Origin of the sequence: Brachybacterium sp. Marseille-Q7125 (assembly GCF_023062615.1) — a bacterium.
GTDB lineage: Bacteria > Actinomycetota > Actinomycetes > Actinomycetales > Dermabacteraceae > Brachybacterium.
In genome coordinates this window covers 22248-42538 of the sequence record NZ_JALLAL010000010.1, presented here as the reverse complement: position 1 = coordinate 42538, position 20291 = coordinate 22248, and the positions used below count along the sequence as shown (strand labels likewise).

The 20291-nt window shown below is 70.8% G+C and carries 18 protein-coding genes; 15 read left to right on the top strand and 3 right to left on the bottom strand.

Annotated elements, in window-relative coordinates:
* Positions 1 to 31: 31 nt before the first annotated feature.
* The 10 genes from dapA to miaB all read left to right on the top strand — a co-directional run bounded on the left by dapA (position 32) and on the right by miaB (position 11474).
* The gene (gene dapA / locus MU407_RS04300; RefSeq protein ID WP_246955616.1) at positions 32 to 940 is read left to right on the top strand and encodes a 4-hydroxy-tetrahydrodipicolinate synthase; all 909 of its coding nucleotides are present in this window, start codon (positions 32 to 34) and stop codon (positions 938 to 940) included.
* A 31-nt stretch (positions 941 to 971) separates the two neighbouring features.
* The gene (locus MU407_RS04295) at positions 972 to 2669 is read left to right on the top strand and encodes a ribonuclease J (protein WP_246955614.1); all 1698 of its coding nucleotides are present in this window, start codon (positions 972 to 974) and stop codon (positions 2667 to 2669) included.
* A gap of 127 nt (positions 2670 to 2796) precedes the next feature.
* Positions 2797 to 5733, top strand: a complete 2937-nt coding sequence (locus MU407_RS04290) for a DNA translocase FtsK (RefSeq protein ID WP_246955612.1) — start codon at positions 2797 to 2799, stop codon at positions 5731 to 5733.
* A gap of 73 nt (positions 5734 to 5806) precedes the next feature.
* Positions 5807 to 6406 carry a CDP-diacylglycerol--glycerol-3-phosphate 3-phosphatidyltransferase gene (gene pgsA / locus MU407_RS04285; protein ID WP_102236583.1) on the top strand — a complete coding sequence of 200 codons (600 nt, stop codon included), beginning with the start codon at positions 5807 to 5809 and terminating at the stop codon, positions 6404 to 6406.
* Complete coding sequence (locus tag MU407_RS04280) at positions 6403 to 6927, top strand: nicotinamide-nucleotide amidohydrolase family protein (RefSeq protein ID WP_102236582.1); 525 nt, start codon at positions 6403 to 6405, stop codon at positions 6925 to 6927. The genes pgsA and MU407_RS04280 overlap by 4 nt, the downstream gene beginning before the upstream one ends.
* Before the next feature lie 250 nt (positions 6928 to 7177).
* Entirely contained in the window at positions 7178 to 7483 is a 306-nt protein-coding gene (locus tag MU407_RS04275) for a helix-turn-helix transcriptional regulator (RefSeq protein ID WP_246955610.1), read from the top strand.
* 1 nt (position 7484) lies between these two features.
* Positions 7485 to 7709, top strand: coding sequence for a DUF3046 domain-containing protein (locus MU407_RS04270; protein WP_246955608.1), 225 nt, complete (start codon positions 7485 to 7487; stop codon positions 7707 to 7709).
* Between the two features lie 313 nt (positions 7710 to 8022).
* Positions 8023 to 9120 carry a recombinase RecA gene (gene recA / locus MU407_RS04265; RefSeq protein ID WP_102236579.1) on the top strand — a complete coding sequence of 366 codons (1098 nt, stop codon included), beginning with the start codon at positions 8023 to 8025 and terminating at the stop codon, positions 9118 to 9120.
* A gap of 18 nt (positions 9121 to 9138) precedes the next feature.
* Entirely contained in the window at positions 9139 to 9789 is a 651-nt protein-coding gene (locus MU407_RS04260) for a regulatory protein RecX (RefSeq protein ID WP_246955606.1), read from the top strand.
* Between the two features lie 95 nt (positions 9790 to 9884).
* Positions 9885 to 11474, top strand: coding sequence for a tRNA (N6-isopentenyl adenosine(37)-C2)-methylthiotransferase MiaB (gene miaB / locus MU407_RS04255; RefSeq protein WP_246955604.1), 1590 nt, complete (start codon positions 9885 to 9887; stop codon positions 11472 to 11474).
* A 143-nt stretch (positions 11475 to 11617) separates the two neighbouring features.
* Here miaB and MU407_RS04250 read toward each other — a convergent pair whose 3' ends face one another.
* On the bottom strand, positions 11618 to 12103 hold the full coding sequence (locus MU407_RS04250) for a YbjN domain-containing protein (protein WP_233191015.1): 486 nt from the start codon (positions 12101 to 12103) through the stop codon (positions 11618 to 11620).
* A 175-nt stretch (positions 12104 to 12278) separates the two neighbouring features.
* On the opposite strand from MU407_RS04250, the gene miaA reads away from it, so the two are divergent.
* Positions 12279 to 13295, top strand: coding sequence for a tRNA (adenosine(37)-N6)-dimethylallyltransferase MiaA (miaA, locus tag MU407_RS04245; RefSeq protein ID WP_246955602.1), 1017 nt, complete (start codon positions 12279 to 12281; stop codon positions 13293 to 13295).
* A 9-nt stretch (positions 13296 to 13304) separates the two neighbouring features.
* Positions 13305 to 14153, top strand: a complete 849-nt coding sequence (gene dapF / locus MU407_RS04240; protein WP_246955600.1) for a diaminopimelate epimerase — start codon at positions 13305 to 13307, stop codon at positions 14151 to 14153.
* A gap of 118 nt (positions 14154 to 14271) precedes the next feature.
* Here the strand turns inward: dapF and MU407_RS04235 are convergent, their stop codons facing one another.
* Positions 14272 to 14883, bottom strand: coding sequence for a methyltransferase (locus MU407_RS04235; RefSeq protein ID WP_246955598.1), 612 nt, complete (start codon positions 14881 to 14883; stop codon positions 14272 to 14274).
* 195 nt (positions 14884 to 15078) lie between these two features.
* Between MU407_RS04235 and hflX the strand changes: the two genes are divergently transcribed.
* Both hflX and MU407_RS04225 read left to right on the top strand, forming a co-directional pair.
* Positions 15079 to 16608 carry a GTPase HflX gene (gene hflX, locus MU407_RS04230; RefSeq protein ID WP_102237437.1) on the top strand — a complete coding sequence of 510 codons (1530 nt, stop codon included), beginning with the start codon at positions 15079 to 15081 and terminating at the stop codon, positions 16606 to 16608.
* Between the two features lie 204 nt (positions 16609 to 16812).
* Positions 16813 to 18834, top strand: a complete 2022-nt coding sequence (locus MU407_RS04225; protein WP_246955596.1) for an ATP-dependent DNA helicase — start codon at positions 16813 to 16815, stop codon at positions 18832 to 18834.
* A 72-nt stretch (positions 18835 to 18906) separates the two neighbouring features.
* Here MU407_RS04225 and lexA read toward each other — a convergent pair whose 3' ends face one another.
* Entirely contained in the window at positions 18907 to 19605 is a 699-nt protein-coding gene (gene lexA, locus MU407_RS04220) for a transcriptional repressor LexA (RefSeq protein ID WP_246955594.1), read from the bottom strand.
* Between the two features lie 256 nt (positions 19606 to 19861).
* On the opposite strand from lexA, the gene MU407_RS04215 reads away from it, so the two are divergent.
* The gene (locus MU407_RS04215) at positions 19862 to 20263 is read left to right on the top strand and encodes a LysM peptidoglycan-binding domain-containing protein (protein ID WP_233190815.1); all 402 of its coding nucleotides are present in this window, start codon (positions 19862 to 19864) and stop codon (positions 20261 to 20263) included.
* Positions 20264 to 20291 lie beyond the last annotated feature (28 nt).

Sequence of the window (20291 nt, the reverse complement as noted above, 5' to 3'; positions counted from 1 at the left end):
TCGAGCACCAGGACGTCCCCGGGAGGAGACCATGACCGCAGGCACTGCGCGCACCGACCGCCCCTTCGGAACGCTGGGGGCCGCGATGGTCACCCCGTTCACGGCCGACGGCTCCGCCGTGGACCTTGAGGCCGCGCAGCGCCTTGCCGCGCACCTCGTCGAGGGCGGGCATGACCTGCTGGTCGTCTCCGGTACCACCGGGGAGGCCCCCACCCTCTCCGATGCGGAGAAGGTGCAGCTCTCGCGCGCGGTGCGGGAGGCCGCCGGTCCCGAGGTCACTATCCTCGCGGGGGTGGGCACCTACGACACCGCCCACTCGATCGAGCTGGCCCGCGCCCATGCGGACCTCGCTCTGGACGGCCTGCTCGTCGTCACCCCCTACTACTCCAAGCCCACGCAGGCGGGGATCATCGCTCACACCCGGGCGGTGGCCGATGCGACCGACCTGCCCGTGATGCTCTACGACATCCCCGGCCGCAGCGGTGTGCCGCTCGAGCTCGAGACCCTGCAGCGCCTGGGCGAGCATGAGCGGATCCTCGCCGTGAAGGACGCCAAGGGCGATCTGCAGCAGGCCGGGATCGTCATGGCCAGCACCGATTTCGCCTACTACTCCGGTGAGGACGCCCTGAACCTGCCGTGGCTCGCGATCGGCGCCGCGGGCCTGGTATCCGTCGTCTCCCAGGTGGCGCCGCAGCTCGAGCGGGAGCTCGTGGACGCCGTGGAGCGCTCCGACCTCGCCGCGGCGCAGGACGCGCACCATCGCCTGGTCCCCGTGGTCCAGGCCATCATGACCCGCCTGCCGGGTGCGGTCGCAGCCAAGACCGCGCTGCACCTGCAGGGGGTGCTCCCCAACGCCGCGATGCGCGGCCCCCACGCCCCGGCCGATGAGGGCCAGGTGAGCGCGCTGCGCACCGCCCTGGACGCCGTCGGCCTGCTCTGACCTTCCTGACCTCGCCCTCCTGGAGGCTTCCGTGACCGAGACCATCTTCGCCGAGCACCTGAACCAGCCGCCCAAGCTCAAGCCCGGCACCCTGCGCGTGATCCCCCTGGGCGGCCTAGGGGATGTGGGCCGCAACATGTCGGTGCTGGAGGTGGAGGGCCGCCTGCTGGTCATGGACTGCGGAGTGCTGTTCCCCGAGGACTCCCAGCCTGGCGTGGACCTGATCCTGCCGGACTTCGACTACATCCGGGACCGGCTCGATGACATCGCCGCGATCGTCCTCACCCACGGACATGAGGACCACATTGGCGCCGTGCCCTACCTGCTGCGCCTGAAACCCGACATCCCGCTGGTGGGCTCGCAGCTAACCCTCGCCTTCGTCGAGGCGAAGCTGAGGGAGCACCGCATCACCCCGTACACCCTCGCTGTGAAGGAGGGGCAGAAGGAGTCCTTCGGGCCCTTCCACTGCGAGTTCGTGGCCGTGAACCACTCGATCCCCGACGCCCTGGCCGTGTACGTCGAGACCAGCGCCGGCACCGTGCTGAACACCGGCGACTTCAAGATGGACCAGCTGCCGCTGGATGGCCGGATCACCGACCTGCGCGCCTTCGCCCGCCTGGGGGAGAAGGGCGTGGATCTGTTCATGGTGGACTCCACCAACGCGGAGGTCCCGGGGTTCACGGTGGGGGAGCAGGAGATCGGGCCGACGCTCGCCGCCCTGTTCGCCCGCGCGAAGCAGAAGATCGTCGTCGCCTCCTTCTCCAGCCACGTCCACCGCGTCCAGCAGGTGCTCGACGCCGCCGCGGAGCACGGTCGCAAGGTCGCCTTCGTGGGCCGCTCGATGGTGCGCAACATGGGTATCGCTGCCGAGATGGGCTACCTCGAGGTGCCCGATGACGTGCTCGTGGATGTCAAGCGCATCGACCAGCTGCCCGATGACCAGGTGGTGCTCATGTGCACCGGTTCCCAGGGCGAGCCGATGGCGGCGCTCGGCCGCATCGCCAACCGCGACCACCGCGTCTCCGTCGGCCCCGGGGACATCGTGGTGCTCGCCTCCTCCCTCATCCCCGGCAACGAGAACGCCGTGTTCCGCGTGGTCAACGGGCTGATGGCGCTCGGCGCCGAAGTGGTCCACAAGGGCAATGCGAAGGTTCACACCTCCGGGCATGCCAGTGCCGGCGAGCTGCTGTACTGCTACAACATCGTGCGGCCCAAGAACGTTATGCCGATCCACGGCGAGGTGCGCCACCTCATCGCCAATGGCAAGATCGCCGAATCCATGGGCACCGATCCGGAGCGGATCGTGCTGGCGAAGGACGGGCACGTTGTGGACCTCAAGGACGGGGTCGCGAAGGTCGTCGGGGAGATCCCCAACGGCTACGTGTACGTGGACGGCTCGAGCGTGGGCGAGATCTCCGAAGCGGACCTCAAGGACCGCCGGATCCTCGGCGATGAGGGCTTCATCTCCCTGTTCGCCGTGGTCAACTCGGAGACCGGCGGACTCATCGCGGGCCCGGAGATCCACGCCCGCGGTGTCGCGGAGGATGATGCGGTGTTCGAGAAGATCCGCCCGGACATCATCAAGGCGCTCGAGCAGGCCGTCGTGGACCAGTCCAACCGCCGCGACACCTACCAGCTGCAGCAGGTCATGCGCCGCGTCGTGGGGCGCTACGTCTCCCAGCGCCTGCGCCGCCGCCCCATGATCATCCCGATCGTCGTCGAGGCCTGAGGCGCGCGGGCGCGGCGAGTGCGCGTGCCCGCTGCCTGCCCCGCCCGGGCCCGTTCCGCGCCCGCTGTGGGTGACGCATGCCGCTGCTTCCCGGGCTGAGAGTGCCCCGGGAGGTACCCTGGGACCTATGGCGACACGTACGTCTTCCCCCGCACGTGCGTCGAAAGGCTCCTCGCGGTCCTCTGCCGCGGGCTCCTCGCGGACCCGCGCGGCCGCGGCGAACGACCCCTCGACGCTTCCTCTGCCGGTGCGCGCAGCGCGCTCTGGCTATCTGGCGATCGCTCGCATGGTCGGCGGTCTGGTGCGCTCGATCGGCGTGCAGCGCTGGGAGGTTGCTCCGGAGATGCGCCGCGATGGCTACGCGCTGCTGCTGATGCTCATCGCGGCCCTCGTGGCTGTGGTCGAGTGGTGGCAGGCCGCCGGGCCCGTGCTCGGCGCGGTGCACACGGTCGTGGCCGGCACCTTCGGCATCTCCTCGATGGTCATCCCGTTGCTTGCGGTCGGCTGGTCGCTGCGCATGTTCCGCCGCCCCGACCAGGTGCGCGCCAACACCCGCATCTCCCTGGGCATCTCGCTGATCCTGGTGGCGATCTCCGCGATCGCCTCGACCAGCGCCAAGATGCCCGCCCCCGCCGACGGCATCGCCGCCCTCGCCCGCGGCGGTGGCGTGCTCGGCTATCTCGCCGCCGCCCCGCTGATCGCGCTGCTGCCCCCGGTCGCCGTGATCATCCTGTACGCCCTGGTCATCGCCTTCGGTGTGCTCGTGCTGACCGCCACGCCGGTGGAGTCGATCCCCTCTCGCGTGCGCGGCGTGTACGACGAGCTCGTGGGCCGCAGCGAGGAGGAGGACGAGGAGCGCATCGCCTTCGGCCTTCGTCCGCGCCGGCCCGATCCCGCGCTGCATGAGCAGGAGACTGCGGTGCAGCCGGCCGGTCGCACGCGACGCCGGACCCGCCAGGAGAAGGAGGCCGAGGCCGCCGAGCGCGACCACGAGACCTTCGGCTACGCGGGCGATGAGGCCTTTGAACAGGGGGTCGAGGAGGGCGGTCCGGGCCGGGGCCGCAAGGGACGCGGCCGCAAGAAGGCCGCCTCCGCAGCGGCCGCGGGGCCGCGCCGCGGCGCTCCCGAGGACCCCACCGAAGTCTTCGACGTGGTCCAGGACGAGAACCAGCGCGCCAAGACCTTCCCCGAGAAGGGCGCGGGTGCGACCACCCCGATGCCCACCGCGAAGGGCGGTGCGAAGCCCGCCGCTGGGGCGCCGAAGCCCACGCAGCCGGTCGCGACGAAGCCCGCCGCACAGGAGAAGCCCGAGCTGGTGCCCCCGCCGATGGGCGATCTGCCGCGTGCCGGGGAGCAGCTCGAGCTGGCCGGGGACATCGTCTACACCCTCCCCGACTCCGACTTCCTCATCGAGGGCCCGCCGCACAAGACCCGCTCGGAGACCAACGACCGCGTGGTCTCCGCGCTCGAGGAGGTCTTCGAGCAGTTCAAGGTCAACGCCGACGTGGTCGGCTTCTCCCGCGGCCCTACGGTCACCCGCTACGAGGTGGAGCTTGCGCCGGGCACCAAAGTCGAGAAGGTCACCGCGCTCGACAAGAACATCGCCTACGCGGTGGCCAGCGCCGATGTGCGCATCCTCTCGCCGATCCCCGGCAAGAAGGCCATCGGCATCGAGATCCCCAATACCGACCGCGAGACCGTCGCGCTCGGCGATGTGCTGCGCAGCCCCGTCGCGCGCCGTAATGAGCATCCGATGGTGATGGGCGTGGGCAAGGACGTCGAGGGCGGCTACGTCGTGGCGAACCTCGCGAAGATGCCGCACCTGCTGGTCGCGGGCGCCACCGGCGCCGGTAAGTCCTCCTTCGTCAACTCCATGATCACCTCGATCCTCATGCGCTCCACCCCGGAGGAGGTGCGCATGGTGCTCGTGGACCCCAAGCGCGTGGAGCTCACGATCTACGAGGGCATCCCGCACCTGATCACCCCGATCATCACCAGCCCCAAGAAGGCCGCCGAGGCCCTCGAATGGGTGGTCAGGGAGATGGACGCCCGTTACGACGACCTCGCGGCGTTCGGCTTCAAGCACATCGATGACTTCAACAAGGCGGTGCGTGCCGGGGAGGTCACGCCCCCGCCCGGTTCCGAGCGCAAGCTCGCCCCGTACCCGTACCTGCTGGTCGTGGTCGATGAGCTCGCGGACCTCATGATGGTCGCCCCGCGGGACGTGGAGGCCTCGATCCAGCGCATCACCCAGCTGGCCCGCGCCGCCGGGATCCACCTGATCCTCGCCACGCAGCGCCCGTCGGTCGATGTGGTCACCGGCATCATCAAGGCCAACGTGCCCAGCCGCCTCGCGTTCGCCACCTCCTCCCTGCAGGATTCGCGCGTGATCCTCGATGCACCCGGCGCAGAGAAGCTGATCGGTCAGGGCGATGCCCTGTTCCATCCGATGGGCAAGGCCAAGCCCATGCGCGTCCAGGGTGCGTGGGTCAACGAGTCGGAGATCCACAAGGTCGTCGACCACGTCAAGAGCCAGATGAAGCCGAACTATCGCGAGGATGTCACCGTCGCGGCGGCCAAGAAGCAGATCGACGATGACATCGGTGATGATCTCGATGTGCTGCTGCAGGCCGCGGAGCTCGTGGTCACCACACAGTTCGGCTCCACCTCGATGCTGCAGCGCAAGCTGCGCGTCGGCTTCGCGAAGGCCGGCCGTCTGATGGACCTGCTGGAGTCCCGCGAGATCGTCGGCCCCTCCGAGGGATCCAAGGCCCGTGACGTCCTCATCCACCCCGATGACCTGGGAACGGCCCTCGCCCGCATCCGCGGCGAGGAGGAGGATCCCGCACCGGTCACTGCCGGCGAGAGCGAACCCTACGCCGATGATGCTGTGGACACCGACGCGGCTGCTGCCGCAGCCAGCGCCGAAGGGCACGCCGAGCAGGATGACCGCTACGGCACGGACCCCCTCGCCGAGGATGGCAGCGAGCACGCGATCGACTACTACGACGATGACGGCGAGGACCCCGACTCCGAGGACGCTTGGAGCTTGACGGGCCGCTGAGCCGCCCCGCCTGTTCCACGTCATCGCATCTGCCGCGGCCGCCCCGTCGGCCCCCTGTAGCCAAGGAGAGACCATGAGCGCACCGGCCGCCCCGCAGGCCCCCCTGTGGAACATCGCTAACATCCTCACGATGCTGCGCTGCGCCATGGTGCCGGTGTTCGTGTGGCTCGCGGTGGTGCATGCCGAATCGGTGGGCGGACGCCTGCTGGTGACCGCCGTGTTCCTGGTGGCGATGGCGACCGATGCCCTGGACGGCCACCTGGCCCGCTCGCGGAACCTCATCACGGACTTCGGCAAGATCGTCGACCCGATCGCCGATAAGGCCATCACCGGCGCCGCCTTCATCATGCTCTCGGTGTGGGATTACATCCCCTGGTGGATGACGATCCTGATCCTCGTGCGCGAGTTCGGGATCACCATCATGCGCTTCACGATCCTCTCTCACGGGGCACTGCCGGCGAACTGGGCCGGCAAGCTCAAGACGGTCTTCCAGACCATGGCGATCACCTTCTGCCTGCTGCCCTTCGAGCTGTGGTGGCCTCCGGCTTACTGGATCGGCTGGACGCTCGTGCTCATCGCCGTGATCCTCACCGTGTGGTCGGGGCTGGTGAACCTCAAGGACGGTCTGCGGTTGCGCCGCGAGGCCCTCGCTGGCGGCACGAACCGGGCATGACCGCCTCGGTGCCGGGGGAGCGCATCGACCCCACCGCGCTGGTGGCCGCGGCCATCGCGCAGGACCTGCGTCTGGCGACCGCCGAATCCCTCACGGCCGGGGCCCTCGTGGCGCGCCTGGTGGATGTGCCCGGGGCGAGCGCCACCGTCGTCGGGGGAGCGGCCTGCTACAGCCTGGATGCCAAGACGCGCGTGCTGGGCGTCGGTGCGGAGCTGCTGGCCCGCGAGGGAGCGGTCACCGCGGAGGTCGCTCGACAGATGGCGCGCGGCGCCCTCGAGCTGTATGCCGCGGATCTCGCGGTCTCCACCACGGGTGTGGCTGGGCCCGGGCCCGATGAGCGCGGGGTGCCCGCCGGGACGGTCTGGCTGGGCCTGGCCCGGCGCGGCGCCGAGCCACTCGCCCGTGAGGTGCATCTCAGCGGGGATCGGGCGGCGGTGCGTGCCGCGAGCGTGGAGGCAGCCCTCCAGCTGCTGTCCGAGCACGTGGACCGCCCGGCCCAGGAGAGCCCGCGCCGCGCGTGACCTCTCCTCCCCAGGCACGCGTCATCCACAATGGAGCACGGCACCCAGCGGGCATTCGGACGTGTGCCACTACACTGCGGGGAACACGGAAGCGGGCAGCGGCGTTGGAAGAGTCGTGATGAGTTCGATCCACCGGGCCCCGACGGCCCGGCAGATGCCCCAGAACCACCCCGGCGGCACCCGGCACCGCAGACCCGCGATCCGGCTTCAGCACACGCCGCCCGCGAGCCCGATGAAAGGAGGAAGGCCCATGATCCTGTTCCGTCAGGAGCTCGGAGACGTCCTGCGCGAAGCCCGTCGCGCCCAGGGCCGCACCCTGCGGCAGGTGTCCTCCGACGCCCGCGTGTCCCTCGGCTACCTCAGCGAGATCGAGCGCGGCCAGAAGGAGGCCTCCAGCGAGCTGCTGGTCTCCGTGACTGACGCCCTCGGCCTGCCGCTGTCCTACGTGCTGCGCGAGGTCTCCGAGCGCATCGCCGTGGCTGAGCACGTCACCATCCCGGACACCGTCCCGGAGGGGCTGGCCGACGACGCTGCCCCGCTGGTCGGCGCGCACTGAGGTGCGCCGCAGCGAGTTCACGGAGCTGTCGGAGCACGTCTTCGGACCGGCTCTGGCCCGCGCCTACACCACCGACCTCGTGCTTGAGGAGGTGGGCGGATTGACCGCCCACGAAGCCCTCGAGCGCGGGGTCGCCGTGCGTCGGGTGTGGACCGCGCTGTGCGATGCCATGGATGTGCCCGAGGCTGACCGCTGGGAGGTTCCGCCCGAGCAGCGCCGCCGCTGAGGTGCCGACGGTGCGGATGGGCGCGGGGCGCGGTGAGCTCCCCGGTGCACGGAGCATGACCAGCAGTGCGTCGGGAGGCGTGAGACACGCGAGACACGCCGCGCGACACGCCGCCGCAGCATCACCCATTCGAACATCTGTTCGGTACTGTGTGCTGCGACGGCCCCACCGGCCGCCATCTCGACCTCTCCTCCACAATGCCCCGTCATCCACAATCGGGCGGGGCCTGCGGCGAATGTCGGGGTCGGCTCCTACTGTGGCCATACACGGACACGACGTCGGCACACCCGGCACCCCAGGAAGGAACACGCACATGGCAGCTTCGAAGTCCGCCACCAAGGACCGCGCCTCCTCGCTCGACAACGCCCTCGCGCAGATCGACCGCCAGTTCGGCAAGGGCTCGATCATGCGTCTGGGGGATGACACCCGCCCGCCGGTCGAGGTGATCCCCACCGGTTCGGTGGCCCTGGATGCCGCGCTCGGCATCGGTGGTCTGCCTCGCGGCCGCATCGTGGAGATCTACGGTCCGGAGTCCTCCGGCAAGACCACCGTGGCCCTGCACGCGGTCGCCAACGCTCAGCGCAACGGCGGCATCGCCGCGTTCATCGACGCGGAGCACGCCCTGGACCCGGAGTACGCCAAGAAGCTCGGCGTGGATACCGACGCCCTGCTGGTCTCCCAGCCGGACACCGGCGAGCAGGCCCTGGAGATCACCGACATGCTGATCCGCTCCGGGGCGCTGGACATCGTGGTGATCGACTCCGTGGCCGCCCTGGTGCCCAAGGCCGAGATCGAGGGCGAGATGGGTGACTCCCACGTGGGTCTGCAGGCCCGGTTGATGTCCCAGGCGCTGCGCAAGCTCACCGGCGCCCTGTCCGCCTCCGGTACCACCGCGATCTTCATCAACCAGCTGCGCGAGAAGATCGGCGTGTTCTTCGGCAGCCCCGAGACCACCACCGGCGGCAAGGCCCTGAAGTTCTACGCCTCGGTGCGCATGGACATCCGTCGCATCGAGACCCTCAAGACCGGCTCCGACGCGGTGGGCAACCGCGCCCGCGTCAAGATCGTCAAGAACAAGATGGCCCCGCCCTTCAAGCAGGCCGAGTTCGACATCCTCTACGGCGAGGGCATCTCCCGCGAGGGCGGCCTGATCGACCTCGGCGTCGAGCACGGGATCGTCCGCAAGTCCGGAGCCTGGTTCACCTATGAGGGAGACCAGCTGGGCCAGGGCAAGGAGAACTCCCGCCAGTTCCTGAGGGACAACCCGGACCTCGCCGCAGAGATCGAGGAGAAGATCCTGCGCACCCTGGGGGTGGGCAAGTACGCCGCGCAGCCGGAGGCCCCGGCAGAGGGGGACGCCGCCCTCGGGGAGGACGAGTTCCTCGACGAGGACGTCCCGGCCACCATCTGATCCCCGGATCACCCGCCGATGACATCCTTCTCACCGCGCGATGCCGATGCCCCGCGGGGCGTCGGCATCGCCGATCCGGATGCGCGGGTGCGCAGCGAGCTGCAGCGGCGCACCCGGGAGATCCTCGAGCGCGAGCGGCCGGGCGCGGATCCGGAGGCGATCGAGCGTGAACGCACCGTGGTGCGCGAATGCCGTCACCTCATGCGTCTGCTCGCCACCCGCGCCCGCTCGGAGGGAGAGCTGCGCAGCAAGCTCGCTGAGCCCGCCGTGCCCGCGGCGCTCGCCCAGGAGGTCATCGACCGCCTGGAGCGCGCCGATCTGCTGGATGATGCGGCCTTCGCCGCGGAATGGGTCCGCCAGCGCCGCGAGCTGCGCGGCCTCGGGGATGAAGCGCTGCGCCGCGAGCTCGTCGCCAAACAGGTCGAGGAGGTCCACATCGATGCGGCTCTTGCCGCGGGGGAGGACAGCGAGGAGCAGCGCTGCCGCGAGCTCGTGCGTTCGCGCCTGGATACCCAGGACCGTCGCCGCCTGCGCCGGGAACGCGACGGTGCGCACCGGCGACGCCTGGCGCGCAGGCTCGATGCCCTGCTGACCCGCAAGGGCTATCCGGGGGACATGGCGGTGCACGTCATCTCCGGGGAGCTGCGTCGCGCCGCCGACCGGGCGTGAGCGATCCGACGTCCCCGGCCGCCGACGAGGCGGGGGATGCCCCGTACCCTGGATCCACCATGACTGCCGACCCCTCGCTGCGTGCTGATTCTCCGATGAGCACAGACATCACCGCCCCTGCCGATACTGCCCTGCCTGTGTCCGATGCAGCCCCGCGCGGCACCTATCAGGTGCGCACCTTCGGCTGCCAGATGAACGTCCACGACTCCGAGCGCCTGACCGGTCTGCTGGAGTCCTCCGGCTACGTCGCCGCGCCGGAGACCGCCGACCCCCGCAAGGGTGAGGTGGACGTCGTGGTGTTCAACACCTGCGCGGTGCGCGAGAACGCGGCGAACAAGCTGTACGGCACCCTGGGCCATCTGCGCCCCGGCAAGGACGCGAATCCCGGCATGCAGATCGCCGTGGGCGGCTGCCTGGCGCAGAAGGACCGCTCCGTCATCGTCGAGCGTGCCCCCTGGGTGGACGTCGTCTTCGGCACGCACAACATCGGCTCCCTGCCGGTGCTGCTGGACCGGGCCCGCCACAACAAGCAGGCCGAGGTGGAGATCCTCGAATCCCTCGAGGTGTTCCCCTCCACGCTGCCCACCAAGCGAGAGAGCGCCTACGCAGCCTGGGTGTCGATCTCCGTGGGCTGCAACAACACCTGCACCTTCTGCATCGTCCCCTCGCTGCGCGGCAAGGAGAAGGACCGCCGCCCCGGGGAAATCCTCGCCGAAGTGCGTGACGTCGTGGACTCCGGCGCGATCGAGGTGACGCTGCTGGGCCAGAACGTGAACTCCTACGGCGTGGAGTTCGGCGACCGCGGCGCCTTCGCGAAGCTCCTGCGCGCCTGTGGAGAGATCGACGGGCTCGAGCGGGTGCGGTTCACCAGCCCCCACCCGGCCATGTTCACCGATGACGTCATCGACGCGATGGCCGAAATTGAGAACGTCATGCCGCAGCTGCACATGCCGCTGCAGTCCGGCTCTGACCGCATCTTGAAGGCCATGCGCCGCTCCTACCGTTCCAGGAAGTTCCTGGGGATCCTGGAGAAGGTGCGCGAGCGCATCCCGGAGGCTGCGATCACCACGGACATCATCGTGGGATTCCCCGGGGAGACCGAGGAGGACTTCCAGCAGACCCTCGAGGTGGTCGAGGCGTCCCGCTTCTCGAGCGCCTTCACCTTCCAGTACTCCATCCGCCCCGGCACACCCGCCGCGACCATGGAAGACCAGATCCCCAAGGCCGTCGTGCAGGAACGGTTCGAGCGCCTCATTGCGCTGCAGGACCGGATCACGTTCGAGGAGAACCAGAAGCTCGAAGGCCGCACTGTCGAGGTCCTCGTCGCCGAAGGGGAGGGGGACCGCGATCAGGAGACCCGGCGCCTGTCGGGCCGGGCTCGCGACCACCGCCTGGTGCACTTCGCTCTGCCCGCAGATCTGCCGGAGACGGCGCGGCCTCGCCCGGGCGATCTGGTGGATGTGACCGTCACGCGCGCCGCCCCGCACTACCTCATCGCCGACAGCGCCCTGCAGCTGGCACCCGGCGAGCACAGCGCCCCGGGGCGTTTCGCGGTGCGGCGCACCCGCTCCGGTGACGCCTGGGAGGCGGGGGAGCTGGGGCTCGATGCCAGCTGCGGCACCGGCAGCGGCGCGGCACCGAGCGGCCCAGTCACGCTCGGGATGCCGAGCCTGCGCCGCTCCTGAGGGGTCCTCCCCACGGCGGGGATCTCCCCGAAGCGCCGACGCCCGCACAGCGCAGACCTCCGTGCAGCGCTAGCCTCTTCACGGCGAGGTGCCTGCGGCCGGGCGGCTCACGCTGTGCGTGCGGCGCGCAGCGTGTGCGGCGCTCAGCTGTCCAGGTCGTCGATCTCCGGGCCCAGACGCTCCTCGAGGCTGTGGAAGAACGCGATCACGGTGCTGAGCCCGCACTTGATCGCCCCCTCGATCTGCGCATCCAGCACCCCGGCGCGGAAATCGGAGACCAGCTCCCCGTACACGCCCAGCAGTCCTTCGGACTCGCGGCGCACATAGACCTTGGGCCAGATGCGGTTCATGTTCCACTCATTGCAGAGCTTGACCATCTCGACCTTGCGGGAGATGTCCACCGAGTGGCTCCAGCGCCCGCGGGTCTGCAGCACCCCGTGATCCTCTCCGGCGATCGCGAAGTGGAATCGGTAGTCGTCGAACCGGGCGCGCAGCACGTCCTCATGCTCCTCGTCCTCGACGAAGCAGTAGCCCAGGCGCGACAGCGCCTGCTCGACACGCTCCAGGGACAGGGGGGCCAGACCATCGGCCGAGTCCATGCGGCGCTGGGACTCGTTCGGTGCAGTCACTTCCAACCTCGCGGGTGACGTAGGGGCGGCCCGGGACAGGCCCCGTCGGCCGCGGAACATCGGACACCTTACTCCTTCACCCCTGGCATCACCTGAGCACCAGGGGTGATCCCGCTGACCCTCCCACCCCGCGCCGACGGGCGGGCGTCCGTCGGCCCCGACTACAGTCAATCCCATGCCCACCAGCCCGGAAGCCGCCAGCCCGGACGCCTGCCCGCCCGCGGCCCCAGCGCCCCCGGCGCCCGAGCGCCCGCAGCGCCCCGTGCCGCCGCTGCTCGCCGTGGTGGGCGCGACCGCCACCGGAAAATCCGAGCTCGGCATCTCCCTCGCCCAAGCCCTGGACGGGGAGATCATCAACGCCGATGCGCTCCAGCTCTACCGCGGTATGGATATCGGGACCGCCAAGGTCACCCCCGCCGAGCGCGCTGACATCCCGCACCACCTGCTGGATGTCCTGGACGTCACCGACGAGGCCAGCGTCTCTGCCTACCAGCAGCAGGCCCGCGCCGCGATCGCCGCGATCCGCTCCCGCGGCCGCACCCCCATCCTCGTCGGCGGATCCGGGCTCTACCTGCGCGCCGTCCTCGATGACATCGCCTTCCCGCCCACCGACCCCGCGGTGCGAGAGCGCTATGAGCAGCGCATTGCTACCGAAGGCACCGCTGCGCTGCACGCCGAGCTCGCCGCGCGCGACCCAGAGGCTGCGCGCACCATCGGCCCCGGCGATGCCCGCCGCATCGTGCGCGCTCTCGAGGTCGGAGAGCTGACCGGCCAGCCCTTCGCCGCCTTCCTGCCGCGCCCGCGCTACCTCGACCCGACCACCACCCAGATCGGCGTCCATCGGCCCCGCCCGATCCTCCACGAGCGCATCAGCCGTCGCGTGCACCGCATGGTCGAGCAGGGACTGCTCGAGGAGATCCGCTCCCTGCGTGCGGCCGGCTTGGACCAGGGCCTCACCGCCCGCCGCGCGATCGGCTACGAACAGGGCCTCGCGGTGCTGGATGGGACGCTGAGCTGCGCCGAGGCGATCGAGGCCACGATCGTGGGCACCCGGCGCCTGGTGCGCAAACAGGACACCTGGTTCCGCCGCGACGAGCGGGTGCGCTGGCTGGATGCCGGATCCGCCGATGCGCGCGAGCTCACCGCCCAGGCGCTCGCGCTGCTGCCCGGCACGCCACCTGAGCAGTCGTAGGCTCGGGGCATGTCTGCGCCCCTCGCCTTCACCATCGGCCACGGCACCGAGAACGACTTCGTGATCCTCGATGATCCCGACGGCGCCCTGGACCTCGACGCCGCCACCGTCGCGGCCCTCGCCGACCGTCGCGCGGGCATCGGCGGGGACGGGGTGATCCGCGCGGTGCGCACCCGCGCCGCCGGGATCGACGCCCCGACGGGCGCCCCTGAATGGTTCATGGACTACCGCAACGCCGACGGCTCGATCGCCGAGATGTGCGGCAACGGCGTGCGGGTCCTCGCCGCCCACCTGCGCCGCCACGGCCATGTCACCGCGGACGAGTTCGCCCTCCACACCCGCGCCGGTACCCGCACGGTGCAGATCATGGCCGTCCCCGAGCAGGTGGGAGGCGAGTGGAGCGTGCGCGTGGGCATGGGCACCAGCCGCGCCGCGCAGAACGGACGCACTGTGCAGATCGCCGGGCAGCGCCTCGCCGTCACCGATGTGGACATGGGCAACCCCCATGCCGTCGCCTTCCTCCCAGCCGATGTGGAGCTGGCGGACCTCGACCTCGCCGAGCGCCCGGCCCTGGACCCCGACCCGGAGGCCGGAGCGAACATCGAGCTCGTCTCCCAGCGCGGAGACCACCATGTGGCGATGCGTGTTCACGAGCGCGGTGTGGGAGAGACCCGCTCCTGCGGCACTGGCGTCGCCGCCGTCGCGGTTGCCGCCGCGCAGCGCGCCGAGGACACGACGGGCGCGCCCTGGACGGTGGATGTCCCCGGCGGGCGGCTCCAGGTTGGCTGGGCCGAGGACGGCGAGGTGCTGCTGACCGGCCCCGCCCGCCTCGTGGCCGACGGGACACTGCTCGCCTGACGCAGCGCGGAGCCGGAGGAGCCTCGGGCCAGGCCGAGCCCCAGGGCCCCGGGCCAGGCCGAGCCCCAGGGCCCCGAGCCCGGCCGAGCCGGAGGAGCCTCGGGCCAGGCTTTATGCCTTAGGTGGCCGGGCCTACTTCGAGCACCCGGAATCCTTTGGCGCTCGCCCGCTTGCTGACCTCCCGCTCGGGCAGCTGCTCGCCGAGCCACCGCGCGAGCGGATCCGCCCCCAGATTCTTGCCCACCACGAGCGCCGCGGTGCCCGTCGGCGCCAGACGCGCCATCCACTGCAGCAGCAGCGCATGCAGCGCCGGCTTGCCGATCCGGATCGGCGGATTCGACCAGATCGCATCGAAGGCGATCTCGTCGGGCACCTCGTCGGGGGCGCACACCCGCACGGCCACCCCGGCACGCCGCGCATTCTCCGCCGTCAGCTCGCGGGCTCGCTCACTGACATCCACCGCCCACACCTCGGCGTCCGGATGCTCGAGTGCAGCGGTCAGCGCGATCGGCCCCCAGCCGCAGCCCAGATCCAGGATCCGCCCGTCCGGCGGCGGCAGCGTGATCTCATCCAGCCGATCCAGCAGCACCGCCGTCGCCTTGTCCAGACCCCGGCCGCTGAACACCGACGCGCTCGAGACGAGATCCAGCTCCCGCCCGGCCAGACGCACTCGCAGCGGGAGACGCCGGTCATCGGTGCCGGGGGAGGGGGTGAAGTAATGCTCAGCCACCGCGCCAGGATACGGAGCGCACGGCAGCGTCGGGACCCGGATAGGCGGGAGGGGAGGTCTGCACCGCGGGAGACGCCGCCCTCCCCGCTGTGCCCTGCGCGAAAATCCCTCGACCCGCGAATGCGCCCGTGGGATCCTGGTGCGACCGTCCGCGCCGACCGGCGCCGATTCCCGAACCTGAGGAGCTCCCAGATCGTGCCCATCGCCTTCCACCCCGACCCCACCCCCGACACCGACGTCGCGGAGACCGGCACGGGATCAGGCGCGAGCACGACGGAGCAGCCCTCCCGCGACCCGCTCACCGCACGGATCCTCGCGCGCGGCGATGCCTCCGTCTCCGCGGTGACCTACTCCTCCCAGACCGACGGCGAGCAGCTGGACCTCGCCGACCGGCAGGCCCTGCGTCGCGTCGCGGGACTGTCCACCGAGCTCGAGGACGTCACCGAGGTCGAGTACCGCCAGCTGCGCCTGGAGAAGGTCGTGCTCGCAGGCCTGTACACCTCCGGCAACGCCGAGGAGGCGGAAGTGAGCCTGCGGGAGCTCGCTGCGCTCGCCGAGACCGCCGGCTCCCAGGTGCTCGACGGTGTGCTGCAGCGCCGCGCCCACCCCGATCCCGCCACCTTCCTCGGCAAGGGCAAAGCCGCTGAACTGGCCGACATCGTCGCCGCCTGCGGAGCAGACACCGTCGTGGCCGATGGCGAGCTGGGCCCCGGCCAGCGCCGCGCCCTCGAGGACATCGTCAAGGTCAAGGTCATCGACCGCACCGCCCTGATCCTGGACATCTTCGCCCAGCACGCCAAGTCCCGTGAGGGCAAGGCGCAGGTGGAGCTCGCCCAGCTCGAATACCTCCTGCCGCGCCTGCGCGGCTGGGGCGAGTCGATGTCCCGGCAGGCCGGTGGCCGCATCGCCGCCGGCGGCGCGGGGATGGGCTCACGCGGCCCCGGTGAGACGAAGATCGAGCTGGACCGTCGGCGCATCCGTGACCGCATGGCCAAGCTGCGCCGCGAGATCAAGGCCATGACTCCCGGCCGCGCCACCCAGCGTGCCGAGCGCACCCGCCACCAGGTGCCGTCGGTCGCGATCGCCGGGTACACCAACGCCGGGAAGTCCTCCCTGCTGAACCGCCTCACGGGCGCCGGGGTGCTGGTGGAGAACGCCCTGTTCGCCACCCTGGATCCGACGGTCCGCCGCTCCGTCACCCCCGACGGGCGGGAGTTCACCTACGCCGATACCGTCGGCTTCGTCCGCCACCTGCCCACCCAGCTGGTGGAGGCTTTCCGCTCCACCCTCGAAGAGGTAGGGGACGCCGACCTGCTGCTGCACGTCGTGGACGCCTCTCACCCCGACCCCGAGGGGCAGATCACCGCGGTGCGCACGGTGCTCGGCGAGATCGACGGCTTCGACGTGCCGGAGATCATCGTCCTGAACAAGGCGGATATCGCCGCGCCGGAGACGATCGCGCGCCTGCGCAGCCAGGTGGGGGATTCCGCCGTCGTCTCCGCCCGCACCGGCGAGGGCATCGAGGAGCTGCGCGCACTGATCGCCGAGCGCCTGCCGCGGCCCGCCGTGGAGGTGGACCTGGTGGTGCCCTACTCGCGGGGGGATCTCGTCTCGCGTGCGCACACCACCGGCGAAGTGCTGGTCGAGGAGCACCTCATGGAAGGCACGCGCCTGCACGCCCGGGTCGACGAGGCCCTTGCCGCCGAGCTGCACGAAAGCGCCTGAGGCTGCGTCACACCCCGTACGTTTCGCACTGTTCCTGGCATGTTCCGCACGCGGATGGCAGGAAAAGTGCGAAGCGCAGAGGACAGGGCAGGCGCCGCGGGGCCGGGGCGGGCGCCGAGGGGCAGGGCAGACGGTCCAGGGTCGGGCCTAGCCCGGCGGCGCGGCGGGTGCGGGGACCCGCCGTGCCCCGGCTAGCCTGATGCGATGACCGCCCCCGAGCCACACCCCAGCGCGCCGACGGCGGCGGACATCCCCCTGCAGCGGCTGATGGACGCGGCCGTCGAGGCGATCGGCGGCAGCCCCCGGCCCGGCCAGAGCGCTATGGCCCAAGCGGTGGACACCGCCATGTCCGGCCAGCGCCACCTGCTGGTCCAGGCCGGCACGGGCACCGGCAAATCCCTCGCCTACCTGGTCCCAGCCCTGCGCCACGCCCTGGTCAGCGGCCGCCCCGTCGTCGTCTCCACCGCCACCATCGCGCTGCAGACCCAGATCGTCCGCAAGGACCTGCCACGCCTGGTGGAGGCCCTGGCTCCGCACCTGCCGCGCACTCCCACCTTCGCACTGCTCAAGGGGCGGGCGAACTATGTGTGCAAGCACAAGCTCGCCGGCGGCTACCCCGTGGACATCGAGCCCGGCGCCCTGTTCGCCGAGACGTCCCGCGGTAGCGATGGCACCGGCACCGAACGCCTGGGAGACCAGGTCAAGCGCCTGCGCGCCTGGGCGGAGGAGACCGACAGCGGGGACCGCGACTCCCTCGAGGACGCCGTCTCCGACCGCGCCTGGCGGCAGGTCTCAGTCACCGGCACCCAGTGCATATCCTCCCACTGCCCCTTCCTCGAGGACTGCTTCGCCGAACGCTCCCGCGAGCTCGCGCGAGAGGTCGATCTCGTGGTGACCAACCACGCGCTGCTGGCCATCGACGCCTTCGATCGCCACGGCATCATCCCCGACCACGATGTGGTGGTGTTCGACGAGGCCCATGACCTCACCTCCCGCGTCACGAGCGCCGTCACCGAACAGCTCACCCCCGGGATGCTGCGCGGCACTGTGCGGGACCTGCGCGGCATCGGCGTGGCCGCCACCGCCCTCGATGATGCCGGGGAGGAGCTGCGCGCCGCCCTCGAACTCGCCCCCGACGGCCGGGTCACCACCGATCTGCCCGAGCGTCTGGCCGATGCGATCGCGCAGGTGCGCACCGAGGCGCGCACCGCCCACTCCGATGCCCGAGACGCTGGAGATGATTCCCAGGCCGGGGCTCGCAAGAGCGCGCGTGCCGCGTTGCAGGAGATCATTGACGTCAGCGAGCGTCTGCTGGATCCGGCCGAGGATGACGTGGTGTCGGTATCCCGCTCTCAGGCCACCGGCCGCACCAGCCTGCAGGTGGCCCCGCTCAGCGTCGCCGGAGCCATGCGCGGGGCGATCCTCGAGGACCGCACCGCCATCCTGACCTCTGCGACCCTCGCGCTCGGCGGTCGCTTCGAACCCGCCGCCGGGGAGGTGGGGCTCGCTCGGGCGGACCGCATCGGCCCCGAGGACCTGCCACCCCTGCCCGATGCCGGCTCCTGGGCAGGCCTGGACGTGGGCAGCCCCTTCGCCTACCGACGCCAGGGCATCCTCTACACCGCCGCGCATCTGCCCGCGCCCGGCCGGGACGGACCGAGCCTGGCGATGCTCGACCACCTCACGGAGCTGGTGGACGCCTCCCGTGGCGGGGCGCTGTGTCTGTTCTCCTCGCGCCGCGGGGCGGAGATCGCCGCGGAACATGTGCGCGCCCGCCTCGACCTGCCGCTCGCGGTCCAGGGCGAGGACTCCATGGCGAACCTGGTGCGGATCTTCCGTGAGGACGAGGATGCGAGCCTGTTCGGCACCATCACGCTGTGGCAGGGGGTGGATGTCACCGGACACTCCCTGCGCCTGGTGACGATCGATCGGATCCCGTTCCCGCGGCCCGATGACCCGCTGATGTCCGCCCGGCAGGAGCGGGTGGCGCAGCAGGGAGGGAACGGATTCATGCGCGTCGCCGCCCAGCATGCGGCCTTGCTCATGGCGCAGGGGGCGGGGCGGCTGATCCGCACTGTCGAGGACCGAGGCATGGTCGCGGTGCTGGATCCGCGCCTATCCACCGCCCGCTACGGCTCCTTCCTGCGGGAGGCGATGCCACCGCTGTGGCCCACCGCAGATCCGCAGATCGCGCTCGGCGCGCTGCGTCGTCTCGCCGACCGCTGACTGGGATCACCGAGCTGTACTGACCGCTGGCCGCTCCGGATTGCGCGCCGACGGCCCCGGTGCGGCGACCGCTCACACGGCACGCAGGACCGCGACGACCTTCCCGAGGATCTCCGCGTGATCGCCCAGGATCGGGGCGAAGGCGGGGTTATGGGGCATGAGCCAGACGTGGTCATCGCGCTGCACGAAGGTCTTCACGGTCGCTTCACCGTCGATCATCGCCGCGACGATCTCGCCCTTCTCCGCATGCGCCTGCGAGCGCACCACCACCCAGTCGCCATCGCAGATCGCGGCGTCGATCATCGAATCGCCCACCACCTGCAGCAGGAACAGTTCGCCATCGCCGACTAGGCGCTGGGGGAGGGTGAAGACGTCCTCGATCTGCTCCTCGGCAGTAATCGGTACGCCGGCCGCGATCCGGCCCACAAGCGGCACGGACACCGAGTTCGGGCTCAGCTCAGGGACGGGTTCCGGGACAGCAGGGGTGTCATCGGCCTCCGGCATCACCACCTCCATCGCCCGCGGGCGCTTGGGATCGCGGCGTATGAAGCCCTTGACCTCGAGGGTCTGCAGCTGATGCGCGACCGAGGAGGAGCTGGTCAGGCCCACCGCATCGCCGATCTCCCGCATCGAGGGCGGGTAGCCGCGCTGCGCCACGATCTCAGTGACGGTCTGCAGGATCAGCCGCTGGCGGCGGGTCAGGCCTGCGGTGCGCTCATCGGCCGGGACGTCACCCTGCGCTCGGGTGGGTCCGGGGGTGCTCGGCGTCATCGTGCGGCCTCCTGCGTGGCTCGTCCTTCTCGGATGCGGTCGTTCGTGCCTGGTCGCCCCGCGCCGACTCTGCCTGATCCTGGCTGATCAGAGCTCGGCGCGGTTCGTCTGTCGGACCCCTGCGGTTGTGTGGTCCATGCACCCCAGAGTAGGGCGACACGCATCACGATCCAAACATATGTTCGAGGTGCCTCTTGCGTGTCGCACTCCTCCCGGGTAGCGTCGCACACACATTCGATCGAACAGGAGTTCGGATATGAGCACCGGAATGCGCAACGGGACCGCCACAGTCCTTCCCTTCCCCGCGCAGGACGAGCGGGCAGAGCCCGCCGCTCGCGCACGCGTTCGACTCGAACCCACCCGTCGGGGTCGGCGTCTGCTCACGGCGCTCGCCTTCGTGCTCGGGCTGCTGGTCGCCGTCGGCGTGATGCTGAGCCTGGATCTCTCCTCCGCCCGCGCGGGGGATGAGGCCACCGCCCCGGTCACGATCACCGTGCAGGAGGGCGAGACCCTGTGGGAGCTCGCCCAGGACCATGCCCCCGCGGGCATGAGCGAGCAGGAGTTCATCACCGAAGTGCGCCTGCTGAACAAGCTGAGCACCCCGCGGGTCGCCGCCGGTCAGGTGCTCGAGCTCCCGGAGGCGGAAACCGCGCGCTGATGTTGAGCAGGGCCGGTACCCTGGGCGG

Bases quoted from the DNA above. Each gene is read 5' to 3' on its own strand.
- MU407_RS04225 (WP_246955596.1), top strand. From the start codon at position 16,813: ATGACCGCCCCCGAGCCACACCCCAGCGCGCCGACGGCGGCGGACATC.
- MU407_RS04280 (WP_102236582.1), top strand. From the start codon at position 6,403: ATGACCGCCTCGGTGCCGGGGGAGCGCATCGACCCCACCGCGCTGGTG.
- MU407_RS04260 (WP_246955606.1), top strand. From the start codon at position 9,139: ATGACATCCTTCTCACCGCGCGATGCCGATGCCCCGCGGGGCGTCGGC.
- dapF (WP_246955600.1), top strand. From the start codon at position 13,305: ATGTCTGCGCCCCTCGCCTTCACCATCGGCCACGGCACCGAGAACGAC.
- recA (WP_102236579.1), top strand. From the start codon at position 8,023: ATGGCAGCTTCGAAGTCCGCCACCAAGGACCGCGCCTCCTCGCTCGAC.
- dapA (WP_246955616.1), top strand. From the start codon at position 32: ATGACCGCAGGCACTGCGCGCACCGACCGCCCCTTCGGAACGCTGGGG.
- lexA (WP_246955594.1), bottom strand. From the start codon at position 19,605: ATGACGCCGAGCACCCCCGGACCCACCCGAGCGCAGGGTGACGTCCCG.
- miaB (WP_246955604.1), top strand. From the start codon at position 9,885: ATGAGCACAGACATCACCGCCCCTGCCGATACTGCCCTGCCTGTGTCC.
- MU407_RS04215 (WP_233190815.1), top strand. From the start codon at position 19,862: ATGAGCACCGGAATGCGCAACGGGACCGCCACAGTCCTTCCCTTCCCC.
- MU407_RS04290 (WP_246955612.1), top strand. From the start codon at position 2,797: ATGGCGACACGTACGTCTTCCCCCGCACGTGCGTCGAAAGGCTCCTCG.
- MU407_RS04275 (WP_246955610.1), top strand. From the start codon at position 7,178: ATGATCCTGTTCCGTCAGGAGCTCGGAGACGTCCTGCGCGAAGCCCGT.
- miaA (WP_246955602.1), top strand. From the start codon at position 12,279: ATGCCCACCAGCCCGGAAGCCGCCAGCCCGGACGCCTGCCCGCCCGCG.
- pgsA (WP_102236583.1), top strand. From the start codon at position 5,807: ATGAGCGCACCGGCCGCCCCGCAGGCCCCCCTGTGGAACATCGCTAAC.